Origin of the sequence: Zhongshania aliphaticivorans (assembly GCF_902705855.1) — a bacterium.
Classification (GTDB): domain Bacteria; phylum Pseudomonadota; class Gammaproteobacteria; order Pseudomonadales; family Spongiibacteraceae; genus Spongiibacter; species Spongiibacter aliphaticivorans_B.
In genome coordinates this window covers 232375-246178 of the sequence record NZ_CACSIJ010000013.1, presented here as the reverse complement: position 1 = coordinate 246178, position 13804 = coordinate 232375, and the positions used below count along the sequence as shown (strand labels likewise).

At 49.7% G+C, this 13804-nt stretch carries 13 protein-coding genes; 8 read left to right on the top strand and 5 right to left on the bottom strand.

The window, feature by feature from the left end; translation table 11 throughout:
* Window positions 1–117 precede the first annotated feature (117 nt).
* Window positions 118–1053 carry a LysR family transcriptional regulator gene (locus tag GVJ32_RS10755; protein WP_159240062.1) on the top strand — a complete coding sequence of 312 codons (936 nt, stop codon included), beginning with the start codon at window positions 118–120 and terminating at the stop codon, window positions 1051–1053.
* Window positions 1054–1225: 172 nt separating this feature from the next.
* Window positions 1226–1477: a GlsB/YeaQ/YmgE family stress response membrane protein gene (locus GVJ32_RS10750; RefSeq protein WP_159240061.1), complete on the top strand. Its 252-nt coding sequence runs from the start codon at window positions 1226–1228 to the stop codon at window positions 1475–1477.
* Between the two features lie 49 nt (window positions 1478–1526).
* Here the strand turns inward: GVJ32_RS10750 and GVJ32_RS10745 are convergent, their stop codons facing one another.
* Entirely contained in the window at window positions 1527–3929 is a 2403-nt protein-coding gene (locus GVJ32_RS10745; RefSeq protein WP_159240060.1) for a TonB-dependent receptor, read from the bottom strand.
* Window positions 3930–4179: 250 nt separating this feature from the next.
* Here GVJ32_RS10745 and GVJ32_RS10740 point away from each other — a divergent pair, with 250 nt between their 5' ends.
* Genes GVJ32_RS10740 through GVJ32_RS10725 form a run of 4 tightly spaced genes read left to right on the top strand, consistent with a single transcriptional unit; the run spans window position 4180 to window position 7868 of the window.
* Window positions 4180–4896, top strand: coding sequence for a glutathione binding-like protein (locus GVJ32_RS10740; protein ID WP_159240059.1), 717 nt, complete (start codon window positions 4180–4182; stop codon window positions 4894–4896).
* Between the two features lie 24 nt (window positions 4897–4920).
* Window positions 4921–5691 (top strand): SDR family oxidoreductase, encoded by a 771-nt coding sequence (locus tag GVJ32_RS10735; RefSeq protein WP_159240058.1) that lies wholly within the window; start codon window positions 4921–4923, stop codon window positions 5689–5691.
* 33 nt (window positions 5692–5724) lie between these two features.
* The gene (locus tag GVJ32_RS10730; protein ID WP_159240057.1) at window positions 5725–6924 is read left to right on the top strand and encodes a CaiB/BaiF CoA transferase family protein; all 1200 of its coding nucleotides are present in this window, start codon (window positions 5725–5727) and stop codon (window positions 6922–6924) included.
* 35 nt (window positions 6925–6959) lie between these two features.
* On the top strand, window positions 6960–7868 hold the full coding sequence (locus GVJ32_RS10725; RefSeq protein ID WP_159240056.1) for a hydroxymethylglutaryl-CoA lyase: 909 nt from the start codon (window positions 6960–6962) through the stop codon (window positions 7866–7868).
* A gap of 26 nt (window positions 7869–7894) precedes the next feature.
* Here the strand turns inward: GVJ32_RS10725 and GVJ32_RS10720 are convergent, their stop codons facing one another.
* From GVJ32_RS10720 to GVJ32_RS10705, 4 genes are all read right to left on the bottom strand, one after another.
* Window positions 7895–8788 (bottom strand): alpha/beta fold hydrolase, encoded by an 894-nt coding sequence (locus GVJ32_RS10720; protein ID WP_159240055.1) that lies wholly within the window; start codon window positions 8786–8788, stop codon window positions 7895–7897.
* Between the two features lie 116 nt (window positions 8789–8904).
* The gene (locus GVJ32_RS10715) at window positions 8905–9306 is read right to left on the bottom strand and encodes a hypothetical protein (RefSeq protein WP_159240054.1); all 402 of its coding nucleotides are present in this window, start codon (window positions 9304–9306) and stop codon (window positions 8905–8907) included.
* Window positions 9307–9512: 206 nt separating this feature from the next.
* Entirely contained in the window at window positions 9513–10649 is a 1137-nt protein-coding gene (locus GVJ32_RS10710; protein WP_159240053.1) for an acyl-CoA dehydrogenase family protein, read from the bottom strand.
* A 30-nt stretch (window positions 10650–10679) separates the two neighbouring features.
* Complete coding sequence (locus tag GVJ32_RS10705) at window positions 10680–11867, bottom strand: acyl-CoA dehydrogenase family protein (protein ID WP_159240052.1); 1188 nt, start codon at window positions 11865–11867, stop codon at window positions 10680–10682.
* 277 nt (window positions 11868–12144) lie between these two features.
* On the opposite strand from GVJ32_RS10705, the gene GVJ32_RS10700 reads away from it, so the two are divergent.
* The gene (locus GVJ32_RS10700; protein ID WP_159240051.1) at window positions 12145–12594 is read left to right on the top strand and encodes a Zn-ribbon domain-containing OB-fold protein; all 450 of its coding nucleotides are present in this window, start codon (window positions 12145–12147) and stop codon (window positions 12592–12594) included.
* Complete coding sequence (locus GVJ32_RS10695; RefSeq protein ID WP_159240050.1) at window positions 12591–13778, top strand: lipid-transfer protein; 1188 nt, start codon at window positions 12591–12593, stop codon at window positions 13776–13778. The genes GVJ32_RS10700 and GVJ32_RS10695 overlap by 4 nt, the downstream gene beginning before the upstream one ends.
* Window positions 13779–13804 lie beyond the last annotated feature (26 nt).

The following is a 13804-nucleotide window of genomic DNA, read 5'->3' as shown; positions in this document are numbered from 1 at the left end:
CTGACGGGATTAACTATGGGCGCCCACCGCACAGAAGAAAAATTGTCTCTAGATATACTAAACATCATAAATTGTGATGAGTTACAGTAGAGCAATCACCCGCTAAGAGCCGTCAGGATGAAAAGCCAAGAACTCACGCTGCTACAAGTCTTCGACGCCATTATGACCGAAGGCTCGGTGACCCAAGCCGGTCATCGTTTGGCCATGTCCCAACCTGCGGTATCGAATGCGATTGCACGGATGCGCGATATTTGGAAAGACCCCGTTTTTATAAAGAAAGGACGCCAGATTGAGCCCACCGCCTTTGCCCAAAGTTTGTGGGCTCAAGTGCGCGACCCTATGCAGCAACTCGCGTCGGCGCTTGAGTTACGCGGCTTTGACCCAGCACAATCCCACCGCCAGTTCCGTATTGCCATTGCCGATTTATCTGTCGACCTATACTGGCTACCGTTTAGCTGTCAGGTCGCGGAGCAGGCACCGCATGTTGATTTATATGCGGTGCCCTACACGCGTATGGGTGTCATCGAACAATTGCGCGAAGCGCGCATTGATATTGGCCTGGGCCCATTAAGCCAACACGACCGCAGCCTGCGCTCAATTCCGTTATATCAAAACAGCTACAAACTGGTTATGCGCAAAAACCACCCCTTGGCAGGCAAGCCAATCACTATGGATGATTTCCTCGCGGCCAAGCATTTACTGGTTTCTCAGTCTGGTGACCCACGGGGCAATGTTGACCAAGCTCTGCAGCGCTTAGAGAAACGCCGGCGAGTGGCGATGACCGTTAATCATTTCTCCGCTGTTCCCAAGCTGTTAAGTCACAGTGATTTAATCGCGGTGGTTCCTCAAATGGTGGCCGGTGGCACGCATTTTAGTTCAGAACTTTGGATAACTGATCCGCCGCTGAGCATCGAGCCTAGCCCCGTCTACCTTGTATGGCACACGCGATTAGATCGAGATCCCGGCTTAATTTGGCTCCGTGATTTACTGGAAAACGTCGTTCAAGAAGAGTGGGCTAAATGCAGCCACTGCAATTCAGATTCCAGCAGTTAGGTAGATTCATCAATCTTAGAATCGGCAAAAGATGGACATGCTAAAAAACAAAACAAGCCTAAATAGCGTAAAGTGGCTTTTTAGACTAATCATAATGTTGAACAAAAATTGTATTTAGAAACCTAACACTACGAGCGTGTTTAGCAAAATCACAAAAACCAGAGGTGACACAATGGATGCACAGGGATTGATTATTTTCTTAGCGATTGGTGCGTTAGCGGGTTGGCTAGCAGGCAAGATCATGAAAGGCGGCGGCTTTGGCTTAGTCGGCAATATTATTGTCGGTGTCGTCGGTGCCGTTGTCGGCGGTTATGTATTTAGCTTTTTAGGGATTGCAGCTGGCGGTTTAATTGGCTCTATTATCACCTCGACCGCCGGCGCCGTTATTTTAATTTATATTATTCGGCTTATTAAACGCGCCTAATATCACTAACGAAAAAGATTGAGGGGATGCGCTTATCCCCTCAATCTCTTTACCAAGCAAACGACAAAGACGCGAAGACTTTACGGCCAGACTTTTGCCGCGCGTTATATGAGCCAGGGAAAAACACGGTATCTAAGACCTGATTCAAGACTTTCTCATCGGTCAAATTACTACCGCCCAATGTTAGCGCCCAACGCTGATCCCACGCCCCCACGCTGATTCGTGCAGACACTTGCGAGAAGCCCTTCAAATAGCTATTAGGGTCTAAATCACCGTCGGTATACTGATTACCCTGATACAGAAAATCTACGCTGGCACGCATGGCCAAGCCGAATACTGGCAGTGTTAAGGTCGGCGTAAGGCTTGCGCTTTGTTCCGGCGCAAAGGCAATGCGCTTACCGCTCAAGTCCTGATTAGAATTTAAACCACTGGTGACCGGCGCCGGCGCATTTGGGTAGCTATCGTATTTGGCATCAAGTAAGCCCAAAGAACCCGCAACACTTAGCGGTTCAAACGGCGTTAACCACATAAAATCCATTTCCAAACCGCGAGATATCGCCGACGCGGCGTTTGTTACATCAAAGAAGGCGCCGTTAAACGCGAGCACCTGTAAATTATCAAATTGGGTTTGATACACCGCGGCATTCAAGCGCAAGGTGTTATCAAAAAACTCACCTTTAAAACCCGCTTCAACCGTCGCCGCTTCTTCCGGCTCAAAGCTCAAGTCTTCACCACCAAAAGACGAGGCGTTGAATCCACCGCTTTTATAGCCCCGCGAATAAGTCAAAAAGATATTACTATCGCTATTCAAATAATACTGAAATGACAGCTTTGGCGAGACATCAGTCTCTTTGCGACTAAGTCCGCGTTCGTCATAATCTTCGGCGCTAAGCGCCAACTCCATTAAACAAGGTGTACCTAATACGGCAGTCTGGCAAACCCCTTTTCCGCTGGCGTCGGCCACTTTATGTTCTCTGCTAAAACGAATACCCGGAGTGATAATAAACTGATCTGTTAGCGCCCAGCTCATTTGCGCAAAAATAGCCTGCGCGTCTACATTTAAAAGATAATCTAGCTGTAAGTAATCGTCACCAATTGCCGCGCCAGTGATATCGCTGATTAATCCAATACCAGCTAAATTCAAACCACCGAGTAAACCACCGCTCGATACACTGGTTTGCCCTGAGACCAATTGCAAGGCGTCGTCGGTCGTCAAGTAAGCGCCAAAGTCACTGCCCGCTGTGATTTGTGTACGCTGGCTAAAACGTGAGTCAAATACATACGCACCGACCACAAACTCGACCCCCGTGCCAATGCCGAACAAGCTGTCTGCCGTTCCTGTAAAACGTAGCTCTGCAGATTGTTGTTCGTAGTCTGATACGACTTCTAGCGCGGCGAGATCGGCTGGTGAGGTATCTAAATCAACCAAGCTATCGATGGTTAAGGAAGTATCAGCCAAAACCAAAACCATATTCAGATTATTCAAAGCGCCAACCGGGCCGATATCCCAATCTGTCTTAAGACCAAGGGTGTCAGAGGTTTTATCTAAAAATCCATCCTGATCATAGGAGCTCGTAAAATTATAGGGATCGTCTTCGATATTAGCGTCGTAATTCCTCAAAAATGCGCTAGAGCCTTCGTCCAGATTCATTAACTGCAGGCCCCAGTAATTTGCTGAGGTTTCTGAGGCCACGCCCATCAATTCTACTGACAGGTTCTCTGTCGGTAGAAACAATAATTTAATACGCTGCGCATTTTGCTCATGCTCGTCATCTTGACGATTCAAAAACTGATTATGCAGCTGGCCGTCGCGGCTAATATCCTGCGCAGCAATACGCACGCCAAACCAGTCCGTGACCATGCCACCAATGCCACCCTCATAACTCACTTCATCGGGGTCAGTTTTATTGATACGAAAATCCGCTGCCAGCTCCTCTGTTGGCCCCTTGGTCGTCACATTAAACACCCCTGCAATGGTGTTTTTCCCAAACAAGGTACCCTGCGGGCCGCGCAGTACTTCAACCCTAGCAATATCGAACATCGCCTCGTTGTAGTAAGAGGGGCGATTGAAGAATATTTCATCTTGAACAAAGCCAACGGAACTATCGAAGGCCGAATTAAGCGGATTAGAGCCAAAACCACGGATATTAATTTGCGCCAATGCCGGATCTGTATCTGAAGAGAAGCGCACATTTGGAATATACGGCGCAATATCTTGCAAACCTGTCGCGCCGACCTCGCGCATAAAATCACCGCTTACTGCGGTTAAAGAGATCGGAACATCTTGTGAAGACTGCTCTACTTTCTGCGCGCTGACCACCACCTCCTCTAGTATCCGGCGAGATGTCGATTCGTTATTCACCGCGCTTTCAGTAACTTCTGCATAGGCTATTTGCGCCGTGCAAGCCAATAGCGCAGTAGCCAGTAAAGTTCTCTTTTGAGCGAACAGCATTTCTATCACCTTATATTTATTATTATTTATAGCCGACACAAAGTATGCCACCGGCTGTTGGCCTGCGCGAAACCCAAATTGTCACACGCCGCCATATTGTCAATTATGTTTACATTATTAGCGCGTCACCCAGCCCCCGTCAAGTGCTGTCTGAACGCTGTAATCACACGGTAAAGCTGAGAAATTACGCTGGACAAGCCCCGCCTTAAAATGTCAACATAATTGACAATAACATAAGGAGCGTTGCGCCATGATCGACCTGCATACCGTACCCACCCCGAATGGCCATAAAATATCGATAGCCTTAGAAGAGCTGGGGCTTGAATATAATGTTATTCCTTATGACATCAGCGTCGGCGATCAATTTAAACCGGAGTTACTTGCGCTAAATCCAAACAATAAATTGCCAGTAATTGTCGACCACGACCCCATTTCAGGCGGCGAGCCCATGGTGATTTTTGAAACCGGCGCCATACTGCTCTATCTGACCGAGAAAACTGGCAAACTAATATCGAATGACATCAGTATTCGCTTTCAACAAATTCAGTGGTTAATGTTTCAGGTCGCCAGTGTTGGCCCCTTACAAGGCCAAGCACATCACTTTATTCGCTATGCGCGAGTTGAACAGAATTACGCACGCGAACGCTATGTAAATGAAAGCCTGCGCCAATGCCGCGTATTAGAAGGCCAATTGCAAGGAAAGGACTACCTCGCCGGCGACTATTCAATTGCCGACATCGCCTGCTGGCCTTGGCTGCGCGCCCTGCCCTTAATCGACATTCATTTAGATAAAGACTTTCCCAATCTTTATGCGTGGTTTCAACGCATAGAACAGCGGTCAGCTGTGCAGCGCGGTAAAGATTTAATTCATGGCTGGGTTTACCAATTGCCGCCTAACTTCAAAATGGAGTTAGACGAAAAAACATGGTCTTATTCCTTTGGCGAAGAGCAATATCGCAAACGCTAATCCAGATCGCGAATAGGAGGTTTTATGCAGAACTTATTTTCCGTTGCCGGCAAGGTAGCCCTAGTCACCGGCGGCTCTCGTGGTATTGGCGCTATGATTGCCGAGGGTTTTCTACGATCAGGCGCCAAGGTTTATATCACTTCACGCAAAGTTAAAGAGCTTGAAGAGACACAGCAACGGCTATCTGAGCTGGGGGAATGTATTGCTATACCCTCTGACCTATCACAATTGGAAGGCATTAATCAGCTCGCAGCGGAATTGGCAAACAGAGAAAGCAAACTCGATATTCTCATCAATAATGCCGGCGCAACATGGGGTGCACCCATCGACGAATTCCCAGAAAGTGGCTGGGATAAAGTGATGGACCTGAACGTTAAGTCCGTCTTTTTCCTAAGCCAGAAGCTACTACCACTGTTGCGGCAATCTGGTACAAAAAACGATCCCGCGCGCATCGTTAATCTATCCTCGGTTTATGCGCTGCGCTATTCACAACAACCCACTTTTTCTTACTCAGCCAGCAAAGCCGCCGTCATACAGCTTACTCAACAATTAGCCGCCAGCTTGATTAAAGATCATATTAATGTAAACGCCATTGCACCCGGCATGTTTCCCAGCAGCATGACCGCTTTCTTAATGGAAGACGAAGAAGCCCTAAACAACAGCATTCCCATGGGCCGCGTCGGGTCATTGGAGGACGCCGCCGGCACAGTTATTTATTTATGCTCACGCGCCTCATCGTATATGACGGGCGGACTATTAGTTATTGATGGCGGATCGGTCATCAGCGCCGGATAAATCTGCCCATCCCCAAAATAATAAGAGCCAGCTATGAACAAACCTCTTAAGGGCATTCGCATACTAGATTTAACTCATATGCTGTCTGGCCCCTTTTGCACCATGACGCTGGCGGACTTAGGCGCAGACTTAGTTAAAGTTGAACCGCTACGTGGTGAAGGCACCCGTAAACTACTCGCCAATGATCCCAGTAATTCTTTAGCTGGCATGGGCGCGTATTTCATTACCTTAAACCGCAATAAACGCAGCATTGCTATCGATTTAAAAAACGCCGAAGGACTGGCTGTTTTCTATGACTTAGTTAAAACCGCAGACGTGGTGATTAATAACTTTGCCGCTGGTGTTCCCGCCAAGCTAAAAATCGATTACGCGCATTTAGCCAACGTAAACCCACGTATCATTACCTGTTCAATCACCGGATTCGGTGAAGACGGCCCCGGCGCAAACCGCCCTGCCTTTGACCAAGTAGCTCAAGCCTACGGTGGTGGCATGTCGATCACCGGCACCGACGCCAGCCAACCGATGCGTGCAGGTATTCCTATTGGCGATCTCGGCGGCGGCATGTTTGGCATTATGGGTGTGCTAAGTGCCATCATCGAACGGGGCACATCAGGAATTGGTCAGCACGTCGATATATCGATGCTCGACGTACAAATATCGCTATTAAATTATATGGCGACAATGCACTTTTTGTCGGGGCAGAATCCCCACCCCATCGGCAATAGCCATTTTGTGCATGTACCCTACAATAGCTATCCCACTGCCGACGGCCATATTGTTATTTGCGTGCTCACCGATAACTTTTGGCACAATTTAAAAGGCTTGGTGAACTGCCCCGTCTTAAATAAATCTGAATACGACACCCAGCCTGGCCGCCTAGCGGACAAGGCGTTTATTGACCAAACCTTGGCAGATATTTTCCGCCTAGACTCTACTAAAAACTGGCTGGCCAAATTAAACGCGGCAAGAATTCCCGTAGCGCCCGTCAATAACTTTGAACAAGCCTTAAACGACCCGCAGGTACAGCACCGCAATATGGTAGTTGAGCTTAAACACCCCTCAGGTAAAAGCACTAAGGGGCCGGGCAACCCCATCAAGCTATCGCGTAGCAATGAAGAATCCTTCTCCCCTGCGCCGCTACTCGGTCAAAACACCGACGAACTTATGGCGGAATTAAGCAACTATTCCACCGCAGATACCACTAGACTGAGAGCCGCTGGTATCATTGCCTGAAATGCCTTAAAAAATGATTAAACGACGGAAAAGCTATGGCTGAGAAAATCATTATCAACGACGTTGGCCCGCGCGATGGCTTACAAAATCAAACTGTCATTTTAGAGCCACAGCAACGTCTTGCCCTGATTAATGCCTTAATAGATGCGGGTGTGAAGCATATTGAAGTGGGTTCGTTTGTGTCGCCCGTCGCCGTGCCGGCAATGCGCGGCACCGATCTTGTCGTCGCGGCGCTACCCAAGGGCGATTATCACTTTTCTGCACTCATCCCAAACCTCAAAGGTTATGAGCTAGCAAAAGAGTCTGGCATCGACACAGTGAGTATTGTCATCGCCGCCAGCAATAGCATGAACGAACAAAATATCCGCATGACCAATGCTCAAGTTCTCAGCTTTGCAAAAGACGTATTGGGCCGCGGCCAAGCAGACAACTTCACCACCCTCGCCTGTATTGCCACAGCGTGGGAATGTCCTTTTGAAGGCCTGATCCCAGAAAAAACCGTCATCGACTTATGCGGTGAACTACTCGCCGCTGGTGCACCAGAAGTGGTACTGGCAGACACCATTGGCGCGGCATCGCCAGCACAAGTGAAATCATTAATAAGCAAGCTTGTTGCAGAATTTGGCGCACAGCGTTTGTCATGTCATTTTCACGACACCCGCGGCATGGGTGTCGCCAATGTATTCGCCGCAGTCGAATGCGGAATACGTAAATTCGACTCCTCCATCGGCGGCCTTGGTGGCTGCCCCTTCGCGCCGGGCGCCTCTGGTAATGTCGCCACCGAAGACGTGGTGCTAATGCTCAATCAAATGGGCTTTGAAACCGGTATCGACTTAGCCAAGCTCGTACTCGCTGCAGATTTAGTAGCCGAGCAAACCGGCGCAAACGCGACGGCGAATTCGGCAAGGTGGATTAAGCGACAAGTAGAAAAAGGCCTGCTATAAAAGCGCGAGAACTAATTGTGCTTACGCTATTTATTGGTTTTCCCGCCGACGTGCCCCAAAATCAGCCCCACTAATTCATCTAGCAACGCCTCCGGAATGTCGTGCCCCATACCGGCCACCACTTCCAAGCGTGCATTCGGGATACGGCGAGCCGTGTCTTTAGCGCCTTTTAACGGCAACATCGGGTCTTGATCACCGTGTATGACTAGGGTTGGCGCCTTAATTTTAGGCAGTAATTTTTGACGACTGCCACTGGCCATTATCGCCGCCATTTGCCGTGCTTTACCCGCTGGATAATTACCACGGTCATACGCGGCTTCAATGCGTGCACGCAACTGTTGATCTGGATCACCCAATTCAGGGCTAGATATTAACTGCCAGGTTTTTAAGGAATGGGCTATCTGCGCATCGCGCTGTGGTGGCGCTTTATTCAAAATATGCCAGAGGATCTTAGGCTTCATTCCTCCGTAGCTAGAGCTAGACATCAGCGACACTAAGGAACGCACCCGTTCCGGATAATTTGCCGCCATTAGCTGCGCGATCATACCTCCCATAGACGCACCAACAATATGGGCGCTAGCGACACTGAGTGCGTCTAGCAATGCCACTGAGTCGGCCGTCATATCGTCTAAGGTATAAGCCACGTTTAGCGGTAATTTAAGTTTTTGACGCAGACTCAAACCAATTATATTTGGCACACCAGCATCAATTTGGCTCGACAAACCCACATCGCGATTATCAAAACGAATAACGCGATAGCCGGCGTCGGCTAGACGTTGGCAAAATGATTCCGGCCATACAATTAACTGACTGGCATAGCCCATGATGAGGAGAATGACCGGCGCATCTGGCGCACCGATTTCTTCATAGGCGAGTTCTACACCCTCATTTACCGCAATTCGGTCGCGTGTCCATTCCATGCAATTAACACCTTAAACGTGGTTTAACGTGTTATAACAGAAAATGGTGTTGGATCGACCACTATTGAAAGTTTAAATTATTGAGAACGTAGCCGGCGAAATTCGATACGGTTGAACTAGCGGTTATGAAGTACATCGCTGTCATGATCTTTAAAATAAATGCGGAAAGGCCAATCACGGCTTTTACCAATGTAGACATAAAAACCGTAGCGATCTTTGCTATAGTCTTTTACAAATTCGTAACGCGAGGGAACAGCTTCATCATCCGGTTTTAATTCCGGCGCGGTAACCAGAACTTCCTCAATCTCCATCGCGGGTGAATCCCCTTTACGTGGCACCGAGATTAACACGCGATATTCACCCGATTTTTCGCCACGCTCTACAGACTCAACCGTGACACCAGTTTCTTCGTCCACAAAGCCAACTTCACCGCGAATATTGCCCGTCTCAGTGGCAGCCGCCATACTGATAAAACCGCCGGCAAACAGACATGCGGCAATAGTTCGTATTGAAGTCATTGCTCTTATCCTATTTTTATTTTAGTCCGAGCTAAGCTAGTGCTGCCCACGTTTTATAAGCGCGATGCTAACACCCATTATCTATGCTTGTTAAGTAGATCCGACTTCATGATATTTAGTATAGATAGCTTTAGTGTTCTGTCACTCAAATAGCCACAACAAAAAAGCCGCCCGGAGGCGGCTTCATATCTAGGTATTTTTCTTCGCTAACTACAAAACGCCTCGCCGGCTGCAATGCGTTTACCCAGCTTGGCCAAGGTCTTTGCAGAGCTACCCAAGGCCATTTCGTTGTGACGCAGCCAGGTGCAGTAGCGCCACAGCGGGTAATCGCGATCGATGCCGGTGCCGCCGTGCAAATGCTGGGCCGCGTAACTCACACGGTGCCCCACATCACCGGCCCAAATCTTGGCGATCTGCACTTCATTGGTGGCATCTAAACCACCATCTAAGCGGCTAATCGCTTGATAAGTATTCAAGCGCAGGCATTCAACATCGATAAAACAATTGGCGGCGCGATGCCCGACGGCCTGAAAAGTCGATATTAACACCCCAAATTGTTTACGCTCCGCGGTGTAAGACGCCGACATCCGCATGGCCTTATCACTCGTGCCCAACTGATGCGCGCACAATGCGACGGTAGTGCGCTCGGCAATCCATTGCATCAACGCCTGCCCCTCAGTGCCGCTTGCCAAAATATCGCCCGCCCCAATGCGTACATTGTTTAAGCTCACCACATACTGCGGCTCATAGGTTGTGACCTGCTGAGCGCTAAGACTAACGCCATCTGCTTTAGGATCAAGTAATACCACAGCAACACCATCGCTGGTTTTTGCCGCCAATAATATTCGATCGGCAATGTGCGCAAAGGGCACATTGGTTTTCTCTCCGCTAAGCAGTAGATCGCTGCCATCCGCCTTTGCCAATGTTAGATATGGTTGCGCGGGGTCATCGTTATAGGCTTCACTTAATGCCGCTGTCAGCAAAATCTCACCGCTGGCGACTTTCGGCAGCCACACCTGCTTTTGCGTCTGACTAGCAAATTGCTGAATAGGCAACGCCGCAGAAATGAGATGAGATATCAAAGGCAGCGGCGCGATGGTTCGCCCCGCTTCCTCTACCAACAGTCCAAGCTCAAAAAACCCAAACCCCATACCGCCAAATTCTTCATCAATGGCCACACCCAACAAGCCTGCATCAGCAAGTTTTTGCCACAGTTCCCGATCAAAGCGCTCAGCTTTGTAATCGTCATACTGGCTAAGTTTTTCTGCAGTAACATTGTCGCTCAAAATCTGCCGCGCCAAATTCTGCACATCGCGCTGCTGCTCAGAAAATCCAAAATCCATGATCTAATCCTCTAATTCGTAATGGCAGATTTAGCGTGATGCACGGGGCATCCACAGGCCCGCAGCAGAAATAATATCGCGCTGTATTTCATTGGTGCCGCCACCAAAGGTAATAATGGATGCGGTGCGGTATAGGCGTTCGATACGCGAGGCAATAGGGTTCGCGCCCTCGGTTCTCCGACTAATTAAAGATGCCTCGCCAATCACCTCACCCAAGAGGCGATACACTTCAATAAAAAACTCCGAGCCATATACTTTTGCTGCAGAGGCGTCGGCCATTTCAAGATTGCCCTCGGTCATTGCCCACGCTTGCTTGTAACAAACCAGCTTTAGGGCCTCGACACCGGCGCGCACCTTGGCAAGATTGATTTGCACCCACGCTTCGTCGATTAATTTCCCGCCGTCGGGCAAATCTAGTTTCTGCGCCCAGCGCACCACATTGTTGAACATCTCCGCAGTAGGGCCGAAGTTGACCAAGCTCAAACGTTCGCGGTTTAACTGGCTGGTAATGAGCTTCCAACCGCCGTGTAATTCGCCGACCATGGCATCGTCGGCGACGCGAATATTGTCGTAAAAAGTCGCATTGGTTCGCACTTCACCCAAGGTATGTACGGGACTACAGCTCCAACCCGGATCGCTAGTCGGCACCATAAACATAGAAATACCTTTATGGGGTTTTGCGGCCTCAGGATCTGTGCGACAGGCCAGCCACACGTAGTCACAAAAATGCGCGAGACTGGTCCACATTTTCTGGCCGTTAATTAGCCAGCCGTCGCCATCCTTCACTGCGGTGGTTTTTAAGCTGGCAAGATCGGTACCTGCACCGGGCTCGGAATAACCGATGGCAATTAAACATTCGCCGGCAAGTATCTTGGGGACGATCTCCCGCTTCTGGCGCTCATTGCCGTGTTCAGCCAACTGCGGGCCGACAGATTCGGTGGTAAGAAAAGGAAATGGGTAACCGGCTCGCATCACCTCTTCAACAAAAATGAATTGTTCGATGGGACTCATACCACGCCCCCCCAGTTCTTTTGGCCATCCCACGCCTATCCAGCCGTCTTTACCCATCTTTTTTAGGGCTTCTCGCCAGAGTGGACCACCACCCTCGCCCATCGCTTCGTCGCACTCGGCTTTCAAATCTGGGGTCATCAGATTTTCAAAATAGGTCCGCAGTTCTTTGCGCAGGGCATCTTGCGCCGCGGTAAACTCAACTTTCATTGCCATCCCCTAAGGTCGTGGTCTAAATAATGGGTTTTGCTAATGCTAATCATAGGCTTTGACCCTGTGACAACAATTGCAAATTCACTCACCCCAGTGACAATTGCAATCAGGGTTTCACGTCACTCGCTAGGTGCTGTCGCCAGCACTTATCAGCCATTCAGACGATAGTAGTAAGTAGCTGATCTTGCGATGATTTAGCCCTTATATAAGAGCGATTCGCCCCATAAGATTTAACTAATTTCGGCGTCGCCCGTCCATTCGGTGGAGATTCACAATGAACAACAAGCCCGTGCAAGCCGCCATAGAAGGCTGGTTCACACTCGACACGGATACCCCGCATCTCATCGGCGCCTGCTGCGAGAAATGCGGGACTTACTACTTTCCTAAAACACTTAGCTTCTGCAAAAACCCCGCGTGTGACAGCACTACGTTTAATGAAGTAGAACTTAGCCGCCAAGGAAAAATCTGGTCTTACACCAATGCCTGCTATAAGCCACCAGAGCCCTTTGTGGCCGACGAACCCTTTGTACCTTATGCCATTGCGGCAGTGGAATTAGAAAAGGAGCAGATGATCATTCTCGGACAAGTTGTAAAAGGCGTGGATGTTGATCAGATGAAAGTGGGGAAAACCGCCACGCTCGTGCTAGAAACCCTGCACGAAGACGACGATGCCATAAAAGTCACTTGGAAATGGCAACCCATTGCTCAGGGAGAATCAGCATGAGTCAGGATATTGCAGTATTGGGCGTCGGCATGCATCCTTGGGGGAAATGGGGCCGCAATTTTAGCGAGTACGGCGTTTACGCGGCGCGAGAAGCACTCAAAGACGCGGGTATTCCATGGCAAGACGTACAATTTGTCTCTGGCGCGGCTACCATGCGCTGCGGCTACCCCGGTTACGTGGCGGGTGCCACCATCGCTCAAGCCTTGGGCTGGCAAGGCGCGCAAGTTAACACCTCTTACGCCGCCTGCGCCTCAGGATCACAAGCTCTAGCGGCAGCACGAGCAAAGATCTTAGCCGGTGAATGTGAAGTGGCCTTGGTTGTTGGCGCCGACACGACGCCCAAGGGATTTTTAGCCCCCGCCAAGGGCTTCCGCCCAGAAGATCCAGATTGGCTGCGCTTCTATCTAGGCATCACCAACCCCACTTATTTTGCACTGTATGCCCGTCGCCGCATGGATTTATATGGCGACACCGAAGAAGATTTTGGTTTGGTAAAAATTAAAAATAGCGAAAACGGATTTACCAATCCCAATGCCCGCTATAAAAAGAAATTCACCATGGAAGAAATTTTAAATTCTGCCATGGTCGCCGATCCACTGCGCCTATTACAAATTTGCGCAACCTCCGACGGTGGCGCGGCAATGATTGTGTCTAGCATGGAATACGCAAAGCGTATCGGTAAAGCCAATGCGGTGAAGGTCGCGGCGGTTTCAACGGTAACCCCCACCTTCGCCAGTGCCGTCGTTGAAATGCCAGACATCGCCACTGACTCGGCCGCCGCTGCAGGCGTTGAGGCCCACAGCTTTCGCGCAGCACTACCGAAAAAAGCCTATGAACAAGCCGGTATTGGACCAGAGGACGTTAGTCTCGCCGAGGTTTACGACCTGTCATCGGCACTGGAGCTAGATTGGTATGAAGACCTCATGCTGTGCCCACGCGGCGAAGCAGCTCAAATGGTTCGTGAAGGCGCCACCAAACTTGGCGGCCGCCTGCCGGTAAACACCTCCGGTGGCCTAGCTTGCTTTGGCGAAGCCGTGCCGGCACAGGCTATAGCGCAGGTCTGCGAGTTAACGTGGCAGTTGCGCGGCCAAGCGGGTGAGCGCCAAATAGCGAATGCAAAGGTAGGCATTACCGCCAACCAAGGCCTGTTTGGTCACGGTTCCTCGGTAATTCTGAAAAAATAGCCGCCAATTATTCAACTTGGGGCTGA

Coding starts and splice junctions, on each gene's coding strand:
- GVJ32_RS10755 (WP_159240062.1), top strand. CDS start 118: ATGAAAAGCCAAGAACTCACGCTGCTACAAGTCTTCGACGCCATTATG.
- GVJ32_RS10750 (WP_159240061.1), top strand. CDS start 1,226: ATGGATGCACAGGGATTGATTATTTTCTTAGCGATTGGTGCGTTAGCG.
- GVJ32_RS10745 (WP_159240060.1), bottom strand. CDS start 3,929: ATGCTGTTCGCTCAAAAGAGAACTTTACTGGCTACTGCGCTATTGGCT.
- GVJ32_RS10740 (WP_159240059.1), top strand. CDS start 4,180: ATGATCGACCTGCATACCGTACCCACCCCGAATGGCCATAAAATATCG.
- GVJ32_RS10735 (WP_159240058.1), top strand. CDS start 4,921: ATGCAGAACTTATTTTCCGTTGCCGGCAAGGTAGCCCTAGTCACCGGC.
- GVJ32_RS10730 (WP_159240057.1), top strand. CDS start 5,725: ATGAACAAACCTCTTAAGGGCATTCGCATACTAGATTTAACTCATATG.
- GVJ32_RS10725 (WP_159240056.1), top strand. CDS start 6,960: ATGGCTGAGAAAATCATTATCAACGACGTTGGCCCGCGCGATGGCTTA.
- GVJ32_RS10720 (WP_159240055.1), bottom strand. CDS start 8,788: ATGGAATGGACACGCGACCGAATTGCGGTAAATGAGGGTGTAGAACTC.
- GVJ32_RS10715 (WP_159240054.1), bottom strand. CDS start 9,306: ATGACTTCAATACGAACTATTGCCGCATGTCTGTTTGCCGGCGGTTTT.
- GVJ32_RS10710 (WP_159240053.1), bottom strand. CDS start 10,649: ATGGATTTTGGATTTTCTGAGCAGCAGCGCGATGTGCAGAATTTGGCG.
- GVJ32_RS10705 (WP_159240052.1), bottom strand. CDS start 11,867: ATGAAAGTTGAGTTTACCGCGGCGCAAGATGCCCTGCGCAAAGAACTG.
- GVJ32_RS10700 (WP_159240051.1), top strand. CDS start 12,145: ATGAACAACAAGCCCGTGCAAGCCGCCATAGAAGGCTGGTTCACACTC.
- GVJ32_RS10695 (WP_159240050.1), top strand. CDS start 12,591: ATGAGTCAGGATATTGCAGTATTGGGCGTCGGCATGCATCCTTGGGGG.